Genomic DNA, 13,654 nt, shown 5'->3' with positions numbered 1-13,654 from the left:
CTCCTTCGCCATTCTCGGGGTGGCGAGGAGGCCTTCGCGATTCCGGCATGATGCGGTCATGACCGAGCCCGCCCATCCGTTCGCCCCTCCCGCTCACGAACGTCGCTGGATCGAAACCGTCACCGAACTCGCGAAGGATTTCGCCGCGAGCGCCGCCGAGTTCGACGAAACGGCCGAGTTGCCCATCGCCAACCTCCGCGCGTTGCGCGCGACAGGACTCGACAGGGCGACGTTGCCCGCGGAGTTCGGCGGCGAGGACCTCAGCTACCGGGCCTACGGCGAGATCGTCCGGATCCTCAGCGCCGCCTGTTCCTCGACGGCGTGCGTCTGGGTGATGCACATCGGCGCCGCGGTCGGACTGGTCCAGCTGTCCGCACCCGAAGCGGGCCACTTCTACGCCGAGGAACTCATCGGCGGCAAGCGTTTCGCCAACGCGCTGTCGGAACCGAGCAGCGGCAACATGTTCCTGATGCCGCAGCAGATCGCCGAGCCCGTCGACGGCGGGTTCCGGCTCACCGGCGCCAAACGGTTCGTTTCCGGCTGCGAGGCCGCCGACCACTTCCTGGTCAACGCGCTCGTCGATGGCGCGCCCACCTTCTTCGGCGTCTCGCCGGACGACACGATGACCTTCGTGCCGATCTGGGACACGATGGGACTGCGCGCCAGCCGCAGCCAGCTCGTCTCCTTCGAAGGGACCGTTCTGCGGGAGGACCGCAGGTGCCCGCCCCCGACCGAGCGGCGCCCGAACCACATCGGCGCCGGACTCGCCTTCTTGTCACTGGGGATAGCCGACGCGGCGGAGGACGCGCTGATCGCGCATTCCCGGAGCCGCGTCATTCCCGCGACAGGGCAGCCGCTCGCCGAAATGCCCTGGCTGCAGTTCGAAGTCGCGGACGTCCACACCCGCCTCGAAGCCGCGCACATGTACTCCCGGAACATGGCCTGGCTGGCGGATCAGAACTCGCCGGAGTTCCTGCCCGCGACGATGACGGCGAAGGTGCTCGCGAACGACATCGCCCGCGACGTCGCCCAGTTGGCGCTGAAAGCGGGCGGTGGCTCGGGCTTCCTGCGCACTTCGCCGATCCAACGGCTGTTCCGGGACGCGCAGGCGGGCGGGCTGATGGCCTATTCGGCCGAAGTCTGCAAGGACCGGATCGGGAAGACCGTGCTCCTGCCTCAGGACTGACATCGGATGGCCGGCCGGGTGACGTCAAGCCCGGCCGGTCCCGCCGAAGCGGGTCAGCAGCAGCCGGTGCCGCCGCAGTCACAGTCGCACCAGTCGTCGTTCCGCATGATCATCCACCTCCTTCTCCGGGTTGGCGGTCAGGCGGACACCACGCGCCGGGAAGGGGATCGGCGCAGTTCTCGCCGGGCATCCCGGACAGCGTGGAAGCGAGTTCGGCTCGAAGTGCGCCGAGCCGGGCCATCTCCGCGTCGATCTCGGCGAGATGGCGTTCCAGCATGGTTTCGGCCGGTTCGCACGGGCACACCCCGGTGTCGCGCACGCTCAGCAGGTCACCGATCTCCGTCAGCGTCAGCCCGAGCCGCTGGGTGCCGCGGATGAACCGCAGCCTCTCGATGACACCCTCGTCGTAGCGACGGTGCGCCCCGGTCGTCCGCGCGGGGGCGGGCAGGAGGCCGATGCGCTCGTAGTAGCGCACGGTGTCCGGCCGCACCCCGACGCGGGACGTCACCTGGGACATGGTCAACGCCGCCAGCGCCTTCGTCGCATCGGTTCGCATGAACCGAGGGTAGAACTTGGACCCGGCTCCAGAATCAAGCCCGAAATTCGACGGGGCTCACGAGGAGAAGACGACGGCGCGGCGCTTCAGCATCATTCGAGAGGGTGGAAACGGCGAGAGGACGGCACGGTGACTGACTTCCGGTACGTGATCAGGGATCTCACCACGGAGGGTGAACAGGTCGACGCCCTGGTGGCCGATCTGGACGAGGCGGGATGGGAACTGCCCACGCCCGCGGCCGGGTGGTCGATCAAGCACCAGATCGCTCACCTTTCCTTCATTTTCAGAATCGCCGGACTGGCCGCGGCCGAGCCGCAGAAGTTCGTCGAACTCGCGACGACGTCGATGGCGCGAGGTTTCGACGCCGCCGTCAACGCGGCTCTCGACGACTACCTCGGCGGTCCGAACGAGGTCCTGCTGAGCCGGTGGCGTGCCGAACGCGACGCCGGCATCAAGGCGCTCGCCGCCGTCCCGGCCGACCAGGTCGTGCCGTGGCTGGTCAACCCGCTGCCGCCGGCCATCCTCGCCTGCGCCGGGATGATGGAGCTGTTCGCCCACGGCCAGGACGTCGCGGACGCGCTAGGGGTGCGTCCCGAGCGGACCGACAGGCTCGCGTACCTCGTCGGATTCGCCGTCCGGGTGCGGGACTTCGGCTACGAGGCGCGGGGCCTGACCCCGCCGGAGCAGGAATTCCGCTTCGAGATCACCTCGCCGTCCGGACAACTGTGGACGTTCGGTCCCGAGGACTCGACGCAGCGGATCACCGGCAGCGCGGAGGACTTCTGTCTCCTGGTCACGCGGCGCCGTCACCGCGACGACCTCGACGTCCGTGCCGAAGGCGCGTTGGCGGATCACTGGCTGGACATCGCGCAGGCGTACCGCGGTCCCGCGGGCCAGGGGCGCGAACCGGGACAGTTCGGCCGCTGAAACCGCGACACGGCATCCTGGAAGTCGCGATCAACTCCGCTCGGTGCGATCGTCGATGGCACACGGGGTCTAGGAGGCGATCGTGGCACGGGTGTGGTTGATCAGGCATGGGGAAAGCGAGACCAACGCGGGGCTTCCCGGCGGCGAGCCGGGGGCCTCGGCGTTGACCGAACTCGGCAGACGGCAGGCCCTCGAAATCGCGAAATCGCTGGCCGAGCCGCCTCGGTTGATCGTGACGTCGCCGTTCGTGCGGGCGCGTCAGACCGCTGAGCCGACGATCGAACGGTTCCCCGGCGCGGAGCGCGAGGAGTGGCCTGTCCAGGAGTTCACCTTTCTCGGCGAACTCCATGGACAGGTCACCACCACCGCCACCCGGAAGCCGCATACGGAGGCGTACTGGGATCGGGCCGATCCGCACCACGCGGTGAACGGCGCGGAATCGTTCGCCGCCCTCTTCACCCGGACCCAGGAGTTCCTGGCGCGACTGGGCGAACGGGAACCCGGGCCGATCGCCGTCTTCACGCACGGGCTCTTCATCCGCGCGGTCATGTGGTCGCTGCTGACCGGGATCACCACCCCGGACAGTGAGGCCATGCGCGGATTCCGCACGTTCGCCGACACCTACCTCGTGCCGAACGGCAACATCACCGAACTGCGGTACACACCCGGGAAGCGGGCTCCGCGAGTGGTGGTCCCGCTCGCTTCCCGGTTCGCCGACCGCTAAGGCTTCAGCAGCAGCTGGAGCTCGTTCACCCCGGTCATGTTCGGGCTGGGGATGAACGACGGCGGAACGGCCGGATCGGTGCGCAGATCCGGGAACCGGTCCAGGAGGATGTTGAGCGCCGTCTTGCCTTCGAGCCTGGCGAGCGGAGCGCCGATGCAGAAATGGATTCCGCGGCCGAACGCCAGATGCGGGTTATGCGCCCTCGCCGGGTCGAAGGTGCCCGGATCGGTGAACGCGCGCGGATCCCGGTTGGCCGCCGCGACCCAGATGGCGAGCATGCTGTCCGCCGGGATCGTCCGGCCGCCCAGTTCGACGTCGGTCGTCGTGGCGCGTGCGACGAGCGCGAACGGGCTGAGGAACCGCAACGATTCCTCGATGGTGGCGGGCAGCAGTGAACGGTCCTCTCGGACACGCCGGTACTCGTCCGGATGGGAGTCCAGGCACAGCACCGTGTTCCCGAGCAGCATCGTGGTGGTGATGTGCCCGGCGAGCAGCAGCACGTTCGCGAAGTTGACGACTTCGTTCTGGGTGAGCTTTTCGCCGTCGACCTCCGCTTCGACGAGTTTGGTCAGCAGATCCTCGCGCGGGTTCCGCCGTCGGTCGTCGACGTGCTCCCCGAGGTAGTTCACCAGGTTCTTCAGCTGTTCCATCGTTTCGTCGGAGGCTTTCTTGTCCTCCTCGGTCTGTTTGATCAGCGACCGCTGCTGGCTGTTCCGCAGCATCGTGTCGACCCATTCCTTGAACAGGTCGCGATCGCTCGCCGGGATACCGAGCAATTCGGCGATGACGATCACCGGCAGCGGATAGGCCAGATGAGTCACCAGTTCCATCGAATCCGCGCCATCGACGACGTCGAGGAGTTCGTTCGTCAACGCGGCGATCCGCGGTTCCAGGTCCGCGACGACCTTCGGTGTGAAGGCGTGGCTCACCAGCGTGCGCAGCTTCTTGTGGTCCGGCGGATCCATCTGGAGCAGGTTGCCGTCGACGAACAAGTCCTTGTCCGGTGCCAGCTCCTGGGGGATCAGCCGGGTGGTGTCGGAGGAGAACACCTTGGGATCACTCAGGGTCTTCAGCGCCTCGGCGTGGCCGTAGACGTTCCACATGCCGGTTTCGGCGTCGAAACCGACCGGATCGGCCGGGAAATCACCCCGAAGCCAGAACTGACCTTCGTGGATTCCCCAGGTTTCGGCGATCGTGGTCATGCTTACCCCCTTCTTCTCGTGGTGGAGGAGTTCGGATCAGGCGGGCTCCTCGGTGCCGTCCTGCCGGTAGATCCAGGCGCGATAGGACGAGATCAGATCCCGGAACGCCTGGATCACCTCGGCCGCGGTGGCGGCCAAGTCCGCGGGGGACGGTGGTTCCGGCGGCTCGAACGCCGTCCGGATGATGTGCGCGAGGGCATCGGCCTTCTCCTCGGAAGTGAGACCGGCGCCGTCGGTGGTGAAGCTGTCCATCAGGTAGAACCCCAGCGCCGAGGACCGCAGGGAAAAGAGCAGGTTCGGGAGGTCGTCGCGCAGCAGCCCCCGGTCGGTCATCGTCTTCAGATACCGGTCGGTGACGACGGCGTCCTGATTCTGCAAGGGATGTTTCTTCAACCGGCCCAGCAGTTCGGTGTTACCGGTGATGAGCGCGCCGAGCAAGGGGCTTCGCTGGGTGTACAGGAAGACCGCCCGCTGGAACCGGTGTGGGATGACTTCCGCCGGGTCTTCGTCCAGCCGAACGAGAAGATTCTCGGCGGCACGAAGGGACTCACGCAGGAGCAACGCGTGGAAGAGGTTTTCCTTGGTGCGCCAGTGCAGGTAGATGGTGCCCTTCCCGATACCCGCCTGGTTCGCGATGTCTTCGATGGTCACCTTGCGATAGCCCAGCCGCGACAGCAGGACGCCGGCCGCGTCGAGGATGCGATCGGCGCGGCCGGCGGTGCGGTCCGGACGTTCTGCCACGTGCGCTCCCAGTGTCTGACTTCGTGACCAGATTTGCTTATCTGGTCATCGGGTCAAGTTCGACGGTAGCGCCGGTGGACGGGTCCGGCAAGGAAAACGACGAGTTCTTAACGCAGCCTGTGGGCGAGCAGGAAGTTCCAGATGACCGGCGTCGCGTTGATGACTGTCGGGGTGGCGGAGTCGTTGTTCGGTGCCGTGCTCGGCCAGACGTGCCCGGCGCCTTCGACCCGGTAGTGCTGGAGCGAGCAGCCGAGCCAGCGCTGGACGGTGACGTCGGTCTTCGGCGAGTACTGGATCGGGCGCGGGAAGCAACCGTTCCGATCCGCCCATCCGGCGAGCCAGTCCGGCAGTGTCGGGAGGCCCTTGGCGGGATTCCCGGTGTAGGGGATCGTCGCGTCGGCCGTGCCGTGGAAGTCGAGGATCGGCGCCGGACGCGACGGGTGGCACTCGCCGCCTTGCGGGTAGAAGGCGCCGGCGACCGGTGCGAACGCCGCGATCCGCCCCGGCATCCGGCAGGCGAGGACGCCGACGAACCCGCCGCCGTTCGATTTGCCCGTCGCGTAGATCCGGCGGGAGTCGACGCACAGTTCCCGCTGGAGCGTGTTCAGCAGATCACTGGTGAAGAGCACGTCGTCGGCTGCCGCCGAATACGGCGCGCCTGTCCACGCCGACTCGCCGTCGGTGCCCGGGAGTCCTTGCGGGTAGACGGAAATCGCGTCATACGCGGAGAACCCGGACAGCTCCTCCTGATACTTCGACGTCCGCTTGTGACCGTGGAACGACAGCACCAGCGGGTACGACCGCGACGACCGGTACCGCTCGGGGACGTGCACCGTGTACTCGCGGACCAGTCCGCCGGACGTCAAAGTCCGCAGCGTCGTCGTCCCCGCGGGCACCGGGGACGGCCGATGGCAGCCGGTGGTCGGTACCGGGCGATCGACCGGTGACGGCGCGGCCGACGCCACCGGTGCGGCGAGCAGGCTCAGTCCGGCGGCGGCTGCTGCCGTCAGCGCGAGACGGCGTAGGTACTTCGTGGGACCAGGCACGCGATCCTCCTTGATCGGGCGGCGGGCGGTGATCAGGGTCACTCCCGGCGCGGGCCTGGTCAGCATTGTGTTCATTGAGTTTTCGGACTGCTTTTCACGGCGTCTCGCCGAGGCGGCCTCGCCGGGGCCTCCCGCAGGTCAGCCGCAGGCCTGTTTCGCCGCGAGCACCCGGTTCAGTGCCTCGTCGACCCGGGCGGCCGGGAGGGCGCCGGACGCAAGCGCTTGCTCCAGCGCGGTCAGCACCGTGTCGATATTGCCGCCGGACGACCACAACGCCTGATCAGCCCCCGCCTGCAACGCCTTGAGGACCGCCGTCGGCAGTGGGTACTGCGCCGTGATCGCCTTCATCGCCCCGAGATCGTCCGTGATCACCGGGCCGTCGAACGCGTAGTCCTTCCGCAGCAGCCGGTACGCCGGCGCCGACAGGGTCGACGGCGTACCGCCGGTCAGATCGGGCACGTCCAGATGCCCGACCATGACGCTGACCTCGCCGTACTCGCCGATGTCGCGGTACGGCACCAGGTCGACCTTCCGTAGCGAGGCCAGCGGCGGCGTCCGCACCAGCCCCTTATGGGAATCCCCGGTGGCGTGCCCGTGCCCGGGGAAGTGCTTCAGTACCGGCTGCACCCCGGCGTCGCGCAGGCCCTGCGCGAAGGCCAGGACGTACTTGCGCGCGACTTCGGGATCCGCGCCGAACGACCGGTCACCGACGATGTCGCGGTCCGGCTGGTCCGTGATGTCGGCGTCGGGCGCGTAGTCGACGGTGACGCCTCGAGCCCGCATTTGACGGCCTCGTTCGGCGGCCTTCGCCCGTACCTGCGCCGGTGTCATGGTCGAGGCCATCTTCCGGGCGCTCGGCATGCTGCCGTCGAGGGCGTCGATCCGCTGGACACGACCGCCCTCCTCGTCGATCGCCACCGACACCGGCACCTTCGCGGCTCGCTGCACCTCGTCCAGCGCGCGGTTCTGCAGCAGGGCCGTCTCGTTGCCGCCGAGGAAGATCCCGCCGACCTGCTGGTCGCGCACCAGCTTCACCGCTGCCTGCGGATTGCCCGCGTTCACACCGACCACCATCAGCTGGGCCAGCCGCTGCCGGGGGCTCATCCCGGCGATGACGGTCTCGCAGCCCTGAACAGGCGCCTGTTCCGCCCTCGGTGACGGCGAGGGAGTGGGCCCGGTGGTGCTGGACGGACCGGAAGCGGTGCTGGTGCTCGGCGGCGTCCCCGCCGGCTGTGCCGACCCGGCCTGTTCGTTCGCCGTACCGCACTGCACGCTGGTGAGCAGAACGGCGGCCGCTCCCAGGATGACGGCCGCCCATCGCTTCGTCGTCTTCGGTCGCCCGGAGTTCATCGGCTCGTTTCGTTCGTCGTCCATGCCGGTACCGACGGTAACCCCAGTTGCCCTTTCGTACGCGATCGCGTGCCCTTTGGTGCGTGCCGGCGTCGGCCGAACCCTTGGCCCCACCCCCTTCCCGTTTCGCGTTTTTCCTCGTCAACCCGTGTTCGGACTTGACATCTCGATCTGCTCCGCCGTAGATTACCACATGGTTATGGAACCGCAAGGTTATCCACCGTCGCGACAGGCGCCGACGGAGCCGATCGTGAGAACTCGAACTCGTGAGAACAGAAAGGCGGGAGACCGTGGCACAGGATCTGCTCGATGTCACCTTCGCGGCACTCGCCGACCCCACCCGCCGCGCGATCCTCGCGCGGCTCGCGCACGGTGAAGCCACGGTGACGGAGTTGGCCGAGCCGTTCGCGATGAGTCAGCCCGCCATCTCCAAGCATCTGAAAGTGCTGGAGCGTGCGGGACTGGTGGCACGGGGGCGTGACGCCCAGCGCCGACCCTGCCGCCTGGTGGCCGAGCCGCTGAAGAACGCGAACGAATGGCTCGGTGGCTATCGCCGCTACTGGGACGAGGCCTTCTCGCAACTGGACCTCGTCCTCGAAGACGAGTTGCGGCACCCGGAGCACCGGGACGAGACCGACAGACCACCGCACTAGCGGAAAGGAACAGCACGATGGGACGCCTTCTCAGCGTGGCGAAATCCGGCGATCTCGAGATCGTCATGACGAGGTCCTTCGACGCGCCGAGGGCGCTGGTGTTCGACGCGTGGACCAAACCGGAACTGGTACGCCGCTGGTTCGGCCCGCGCGGTTGCGAGGTCGTCGAATGCGAGATCGACCTGCGGGTCGGCGGCAGATGGCGCTACCGGCTACGCCACGACGGCGGGATGGAGATGCTGTTGCAGGGCGTCTACCAGGAGATCGACCGTCCGGAGAGACTCGTCTCCCTCGAGACGAACGAGGACTGCGACGCCTCGGAAGGTCAGGCCTTGGCGACTCTGACGTTGGTCGAACAAGGTGGCGTCACCACGTTGACCCAGGTGCTGAGGTACGGCTCGAAGCGGATCCGGGACGCCGTGCTCGAATCCGGGATGGAGCGGGGCGTCGGTGAAGGGTTCGACAAGCTGGCCGAGGCCGTGGCCGTCACCGCGAAAGGCGTGAACACGATGAATGCCGTCATGGACCGTTATCGCGGCCGGGCCGAAGCTTTCGAGAGCAAGGTCGCCGCCGTGGAAACCGGGCAGTGGGAGAACCGATCCCCGTGCGCGGAGTGGAACGCCAGGGATGTCGTCGGGCACATCGTCGACATGCACGGCGCGATGCTGCGCCCTCTCGGACGTGAGCTCGGGCAGGCGCCGGCCCTCCTCGAGGACCCGCTCGGCGCTTTCCGGGCGGCCCGCGCCGATGTCGAAGCCGTCCTCGCCGATCCCGTGCTCGCGGCCACCGAGCACGAGACACCGTCGGGGAAGATGACCGCCGAACAGCACATCGACCAGGTCGTCAGCGCCGACATGGTGGTCCACGGCTGGGACCTGGCCCGTGCCACCGGTCAGGACGACACGATCGACCCGGAGGAGGTCGCCCGGATGTGGCCCGGAGCGCAGGCGATTCCCGATCAGATGAGAATCCCCGGCGCCTTCGGTCCGGGAATCGTCGTCTTCGGCCCTGAAGTGAAGGTGCCCGAAGACGCGCCCTTGCAGGACAGGCTGCTCGGGCTGCTGGGCCGAGACTCGAACGCTTAGGGCGGACAGACAGGTCAGACGTGGATGCCCCGGTGTCGCCGGACGGGCCGGGAAGGAACCGGTACCTCGGCGGTGTCGGTCCCCTTGGCCGCGGCCAAGACACGCTCCAGAACCGACAGAGAGGAGGTGAGCAAAGAGATCTGGTTCTGGATCCGAGTCTTGGCGATCTCCAGTTCGCCGGTCATCTCCGGTGAAGGCACCAAGTGCGTGTCGTCGCCGGAAACACAGGGAAGGAGTTCCGCGATCTTGCCGCTGCACAACCCGGCCGAATAGAAGAGCTGGATCTGCAGAACCCGGGCGATGTCGTCTTCAATGAAGGTCCGGTAGCCGTTGCCACGGCGATCGGGACGCAGCAGGCCTTCCGTCTCGTAGTACCGCAACGAACGGACGCTCACCCCGGTCCGCTCCGCCAGTTCGCCGATCCGCATGAGTCCACAGTAGCCGGGAAATCGAGGTTGACCGTGACGCCGGTGTCAGGGTTTAGCTTCGCGTTCATGAGGTTGCTCGAAGCATTCCGCGGTACCGCGATGCGGTTGCCGAACCGCATCGCGATGGCCCCGATGACCCGGGGGCGTGCCGACGACCTGACCGGCGTGCCACATCCGCTGACGGCCGAGTACTACGCGCAACGTGCGAGCGCCGGCTTGATCGTGAGCGAAGGTGTTTGGGTCTCTCATGCCGGCAAGAGTGGTCCCGGTATCCCGGGGCTGGCGACTGAGCGGCAGGCCGAGGCGTGGAGTGCGGTGACGGACGCCGTGCACGCCGAAGGCGGTCGCATCTACGCGCAGCTCTGGCACGCGGGCCGCGTCAGTCACCCCGGCGTGATCGGCCGGACGCCGGTGGCGCCCTCGGCGGTCCGGCAGGCCGGGCGGATCTTCTCGGCCGATGGCTGGACGGACACGGTCGAGCCCCGTGCGCTTGGTGAGGAAGAGATCGGCGAGGTCGTCCAGGACTTCGCCAAGGCGGCACGCCGGGCCGTCGAGGCCGGGTTCGACGGCGTGGAACTCCACGGTGCCAATGGATACCTCATCCAGGAGTTCCTCGCCCGCAACACCAACCGAAGAACAGATCGATACGGCGGCTCGGTCGCCGCTCGGCTCGCTTTCCCGCTCGAGGTGGTGGCGGCCGTGGCCGAGCAGATCGGCGCGGCCAGGGTCGCTCTGCGGATCTCGCCGGGCAACCCGGAGAACGACATCGTGGAAGACGATGGGAAGGAGGTCTACTCACGACTGCTCACCGAACTGCGCCGGTACGAGCTCGCATACCTGCACGTCATCGACACTCCCGACGGCGAAGTACTGTCTCACCTGCGGCCGTTGTGGCTGGGGCCGCTCGTCGCGAACCTGCGTTCCGGGGAGCCGACCTCCCGGGCCGAGGGTGAGTCCTTGATCGAAGCCGGGCTGGCCGACGTGGTCGCCTTCGGCAGGCTGTTCATCGCGAACCCGGACCTGCCTGTCCGATTCGCACTCGGTGCCCCACTTGCCGAGGCGGATCACGACGTCTACTACGGCGCCCGGCTCGACGGCTATACCGATTTCCCGCCTTTCGAACCGGACTCGGCGAAGTTCGCCTGTTCGGCGCGCAGCTGATCTTCGCCGCCCGATCTACAGTGCGGGAATGGTCAAGACGGCAGTGGAAATCGCGGCGGCTGTGCGTGCCAAGGAACTCGATCCGGTCCAGGTGACCCGTGAGGCGCTGGCCCGGATCGCGGCGGCTGACGGAGTGGTCGGCGCGTTCCGGCGGGTCCGGGCCGAGGAGGCGCTCGCCGAGGCCGCGGCCGTCGCCGAACGCGCGGATCTGGCCGACCTGCCCTTGGCCGGAGTGCCGGTCGCGGTCAAGGACGTCGCGCCGGTCGAGGGCGAGTACGCGTCCTGGGGGTCGCGTGCGGGTTCGTCGGCGGTGTCCACAGAGGACGGTGAGATCGCGCGGCGCCTACGGGCGGCCGGTGCGGTGATCGTCGGCCTGACCAGGGTGCCGGAGCTGTGCATCTGGCCGTCGAGCGACGATCCGGACGGGACAGCGCGCAATCCGCGCAACCCGTCCTACGCCGCGGGCGGTTCGTCGGGCGGGAGTGCCGCGGCGGTCGCGGCCGGGCTGGTGCCCATCGCGCACGGCACGGACGGTTTGGGCTCGATCCGGCTGCCGTCCGCGATGTGCGGGATCGTCGGTCTCAAACCGGGTAAGGGTGTGGTCCGTGTCCCGGGGGAGAACGGCTGGTTCGGCCTGTCCACACACGGTCCGATGACGACCACCGTGGCCGACGCCGCCGTGCTGATGTCCGTCCTCTCCGAACAGCCCGGTTTGGCAGACCTCGCCGAGCCGAAGCGATCTCGCATCGCCCTGTCGACTCAAGTCCCGCTGACGAGGGCGCCGTTGCCGCGCGCGTTCAGGCAGGCCGTCACGCAGGCCGGAGAGCTTTTCCGTGCGGCCGGGCACTCCGTCGCGCCCGGAACGCCCCGGTACAACGCCGGAGCCATCGGTGGCCTCCTCGCGCGCTGGGTCGCGGGCCCGGCCGAGCAGGCGGCCGAATTCGATCTCGGTGCACTCCAACCCCGGACGCGCACGCACGTCCGGCTCGGACGGCTGGCGGCGAAACGGGTCCGGGAAAGCACCCGCGAGCGCTGGCTGGAGCGTGCCGAAGAGTTCTTCGCCGACCACGATGTGCTGGTCACACCCATGATCGCGACGCTCCCGCTCAAGGCGCGCAGGTGGCACGAGAGCCGGTGGATCGCCAACGTGCTGCCGTCCGTGCGCGTGGCGGGCTTCGCCGGTCTGTGGAATCTCGCGGGCTATCCGGCGATGTCCGTGCCGGTCGGGGTGCACCCCTCGGGTATCCCGGCCTGCGTCCAGCTCGTCGCCGCGCCCGGCGGGGAAGCGCTCCTCCTCGGCCTCGCCGCTCAGCTCGAAGCGGCCAACCCCTGGCCCCGCACCACCACGTCCTGACAGCGTCCGAAAAGAGAGCAAGGGACCTTTGCTATCACTCTCTTCCGGAGAGTGATAGCAAAGGTCCCTTGCTACTTCGCGCTGGTCAGGAGCCGGTTTTGGCGGGCGACGGCTTCTGCCCGTTCGCCTTCGGGCCGTTCTGCTCGCTCTGTCCGTTCTTCGGCGCAGCGGCGGCAGGCGCCGAAGAAGCGGGCTTGGCGGGCGCGGGAGCAGGAGCCTGAGCGGGCTTGGCCGGGGCGGCGGCCTTCGACGCGGGCCGCTCCGCGGGCTTGGAGGGCTTGGCGGCGGGCTTCGTCTCCTCGGCCTTGCTGTCGCCGCCGACGAGCTTCGAAGCGTGCGGGATCACCGACTCCTCGGGCAGCGCCGCGAGCATCGCCTCGCTGCCCTTGAGGACCTCGTCGGCCTGCAGCAGGCTCTTGCGGGCCTGCTCGCGGATCTCCGCGAGCCGCTCGACCTTCCGCTGGGCGGCTGTCGTGCGCTGGGCGGCTGTCGTCGTGGCCTCGTCGAGCCGGCGCTTGGCCTCGTTCGTCGCCTCGTCGACGCGGCGTTTGGCCTCCGCGGTTGCTTCCGCGATCCGGCGTTCGGCCTGGTTCTTGCTGGCCGTCTGCTGGTCGGCGATGTGCTTCTCGTGCGACGTGCGCTGGGCCGTGATCGTCTGCTCGAACTCGCGCTCGATCTTCCGGCGCTTGCGCTCGGCCTCGTTGTCCAGCAGTTCCCGGCGCTGGGCGGCCTCGACGGTCAGCCGCTGGACCTCGGCCCGCGTCTCGGCGAGCGCGGATTCGTGCTCGGAGTGCAGCGCGTCCGCCTGCTTGTCCAGTTCGGCGACGAGTCGCGTGTAGCGCTCACGCAGCTTCTTCGACGCCTCGCTCGAGGACGCCCAGTGCTTCTCGGCCGCGACCTCGGCACGCTTCGTGACCTCTTCGGCCCGCGCCTGGGCGAGCGTGACGGTGCGCTGCATCCGCTCATCGAGGTCCTCGAGCCGCTCCGGCGGCTTCTTCAGCTCCTCGATCCTGGCGTTGAGCTTCGCCACCTCGTGGCGCACGGTTTCGAGTTCGCGCGTGGCCGACGTCGCCTGGGCGATCGCGGCGTCGCGGTCGGTGATCACGCGATGCAGCTGGGCTTCGAGATGATCCAGGTACTGGCGTACTTCGTTCCGGTCGAAGCCATGCCAGGCCTGGGTGTACTCGCGCCGCAGGGGCAACAGGCCGTTGTCTCGCTCGGGAACCATGGTCACGACGGTA

At 68.3% G+C, this 13,654-nt stretch carries 14 protein-coding genes; 7 read left to right on the top strand and 7 right to left on the bottom strand.

All coding sequences use genetic code 11. The features are described 5' to 3' along the window. Window positions 1-58: 58 nt before the first annotated feature. On the top strand, window positions 59-1,186 hold the full coding sequence (locus HDA45_RS14610) for an acyl-CoA dehydrogenase family protein (protein WP_184895581.1): 1,128 nt from the start codon (window positions 59-61) through the stop codon (window positions 1,184-1,186). A gap of 109 nt (window positions 1,187-1,295) precedes the next feature. Here HDA45_RS14610 and HDA45_RS14605 read toward each other — a convergent pair whose 3' ends face one another. Then, window positions 1,296-1,742, bottom strand: a complete 447-nt coding sequence (locus tag HDA45_RS14605; protein ID WP_184895579.1) for a MerR family DNA-binding protein — start codon at window positions 1,740-1,742, stop codon at window positions 1,296-1,298. A gap of 129 nt (window positions 1,743-1,871) precedes the next feature. Here HDA45_RS14605 and HDA45_RS14600 point away from each other — a divergent pair, with 129 nt between their 5' ends. Further along, the gene (locus tag HDA45_RS14600; RefSeq protein WP_184895577.1) at window positions 1,872-2,669 is read left to right on the top strand and encodes a TIGR03084 family metal-binding protein; all 798 of its coding nucleotides are present in this window, start codon (window positions 1,872-1,874) and stop codon (window positions 2,667-2,669) included. An 82-nt stretch (window positions 2,670-2,751) separates the two neighbouring features. Beyond that, window positions 2,752-3,393, top strand: a complete 642-nt coding sequence (locus HDA45_RS14595; protein WP_184895575.1) for a histidine phosphatase family protein — start codon at window positions 2,752-2,754, stop codon at window positions 3,391-3,393. Here HDA45_RS14595 and HDA45_RS14590 read toward each other — a convergent pair. From HDA45_RS14590 to HDA45_RS14575, 4 genes are all read right to left on the bottom strand, one after another. Continuing rightward, window positions 3,390-4,595, bottom strand: a complete 1,206-nt coding sequence (locus HDA45_RS14590; RefSeq protein WP_184895572.1) for a cytochrome P450 — start codon at window positions 4,593-4,595, stop codon at window positions 3,390-3,392. The two genes, HDA45_RS14595 and HDA45_RS14590, sit on opposite strands and share 4 nt — an antisense overlap. 36 nt (window positions 4,596-4,631) lie before the next feature. After that, complete coding sequence (locus HDA45_RS14585) at window positions 4,632-5,336, bottom strand: TetR family transcriptional regulator (protein ID WP_184895570.1); 705 nt, start codon at window positions 5,334-5,336, stop codon at window positions 4,632-4,634. A gap of 107 nt (window positions 5,337-5,443) precedes the next feature. Further along, entirely contained in the window at window positions 5,444-6,382 is a 939-nt protein-coding gene (locus HDA45_RS14580; protein ID WP_184905649.1) for an alpha/beta hydrolase family protein, read from the bottom strand. 138 nt (window positions 6,383-6,520) lie between these two features. Beyond that, window positions 6,521-7,756, bottom strand: coding sequence for a glycoside hydrolase family 3 N-terminal domain-containing protein (locus HDA45_RS14575; protein WP_184895568.1), 1,236 nt, complete (start codon window positions 7,754-7,756; stop codon window positions 6,521-6,523). A 266-nt stretch (window positions 7,757-8,022) separates the two neighbouring features. Between HDA45_RS14575 and HDA45_RS14570 the strand changes: the two genes are divergently transcribed. Next, window positions 8,023-8,385, top strand: a complete 363-nt coding sequence (locus HDA45_RS14570; protein WP_184895566.1) for a metalloregulator ArsR/SmtB family transcription factor — start codon at window positions 8,023-8,025, stop codon at window positions 8,383-8,385. A 17-nt stretch (window positions 8,386-8,402) separates the two neighbouring features. Beyond that, complete coding sequence (locus tag HDA45_RS43045; RefSeq protein ID WP_343072068.1) at window positions 8,403-9,470, top strand: TIGR03086 family metal-binding protein; 1,068 nt, start codon at window positions 8,403-8,405, stop codon at window positions 9,468-9,470. Between the two features lie 14 nt (window positions 9,471-9,484). Here HDA45_RS43045 and HDA45_RS14555 read toward each other — a convergent pair whose 3' ends face one another. Next, window positions 9,485-9,898 (bottom strand): MerR family transcriptional regulator, encoded by a 414-nt coding sequence (locus HDA45_RS14555; RefSeq protein WP_184895564.1) that lies wholly within the window; start codon window positions 9,896-9,898, stop codon window positions 9,485-9,487. A gap of 66 nt (window positions 9,899-9,964) precedes the next feature. Here HDA45_RS14555 and HDA45_RS14550 point away from each other — a divergent pair, with 66 nt between their 5' ends. Both HDA45_RS14550 and HDA45_RS14545 read left to right on the top strand, forming a co-directional pair. Further along, complete coding sequence (locus HDA45_RS14550; protein WP_184895562.1) at window positions 9,965-11,059, top strand: alkene reductase; 1,095 nt, start codon at window positions 9,965-9,967, stop codon at window positions 11,057-11,059. Window positions 11,060-11,087: 28 nt separating this feature from the next. Then, complete coding sequence (locus tag HDA45_RS14545; RefSeq protein ID WP_184895560.1) at window positions 11,088-12,413, top strand: amidase; 1,326 nt, start codon at window positions 11,088-11,090, stop codon at window positions 12,411-12,413. A gap of 85 nt (window positions 12,414-12,498) precedes the next feature. On the opposite strand, the gene HDA45_RS14540 is transcribed toward HDA45_RS14545, so the two are convergent. Beyond that, window positions 12,499-13,641 (bottom strand): coiled-coil domain-containing protein, encoded by a 1,143-nt coding sequence (locus tag HDA45_RS14540; protein ID WP_184895558.1) that lies wholly within the window; start codon window positions 13,639-13,641, stop codon window positions 12,499-12,501. Window positions 13,642-13,654 lie beyond the last annotated feature (13 nt).

The sequence above is a fragment of the Amycolatopsis umgeniensis genome, assembly GCF_014205155.1.
Classification (GTDB): Bacteria; Actinomycetota; Actinomycetes; order Mycobacteriales; family Pseudonocardiaceae; genus Amycolatopsis; species Amycolatopsis umgeniensis.
Note: the sequence above shows the minus strand (reverse complement) of the source record. Positions and strands in the feature narration are given on the sequence as shown.

Bases quoted from the DNA above. Each gene is read 5' to 3' on its own strand.
- HDA45_RS14610 (WP_184895581.1), top strand. From the start codon at position 59: ATGACCGAGCCCGCCCATCCGTTCGCCCCTCCCGCTCACGAACGTCGC.
- HDA45_RS14605 (WP_184895579.1), bottom strand. From the start codon at position 1,742: ATGCGAACCGATGCGACGAAGGCGCTGGCGGCGTTGACCATGTCCCAG.
- HDA45_RS14590 (WP_184895572.1), bottom strand. From the start codon at position 4,595: ATGACCACGATCGCCGAAACCTGGGGAATCCACGAAGGTCAGTTCTGG.
- HDA45_RS14575 (WP_184895568.1), bottom strand. From the start codon at position 7,756: ATGGACGACGAACGAAACGAGCCGATGAACTCCGGGCGACCGAAGACG.
- HDA45_RS43045 (WP_343072068.1), top strand. From the start codon at position 8,403: ATGGGACGCCTTCTCAGCGTGGCGAAATCCGGCGATCTCGAGATCGTC.
- HDA45_RS14555 (WP_184895564.1), bottom strand. From the start codon at position 9,898: ATGCGGATCGGCGAACTGGCGGAGCGGACCGGGGTGAGCGTCCGTTCG.
- HDA45_RS14550 (WP_184895562.1), top strand. From the start codon at position 9,965: ATGAGGTTGCTCGAAGCATTCCGCGGTACCGCGATGCGGTTGCCGAAC.
- HDA45_RS14545 (WP_184895560.1), top strand. From the start codon at position 11,088: ATGGTCAAGACGGCAGTGGAAATCGCGGCGGCTGTGCGTGCCAAGGAA.
- HDA45_RS14540 (WP_184895558.1), bottom strand. From the start codon at position 13,641: ATGGTTCCCGAGCGAGACAACGGCCTGTTGCCCCTGCGGCGCGAGTAC.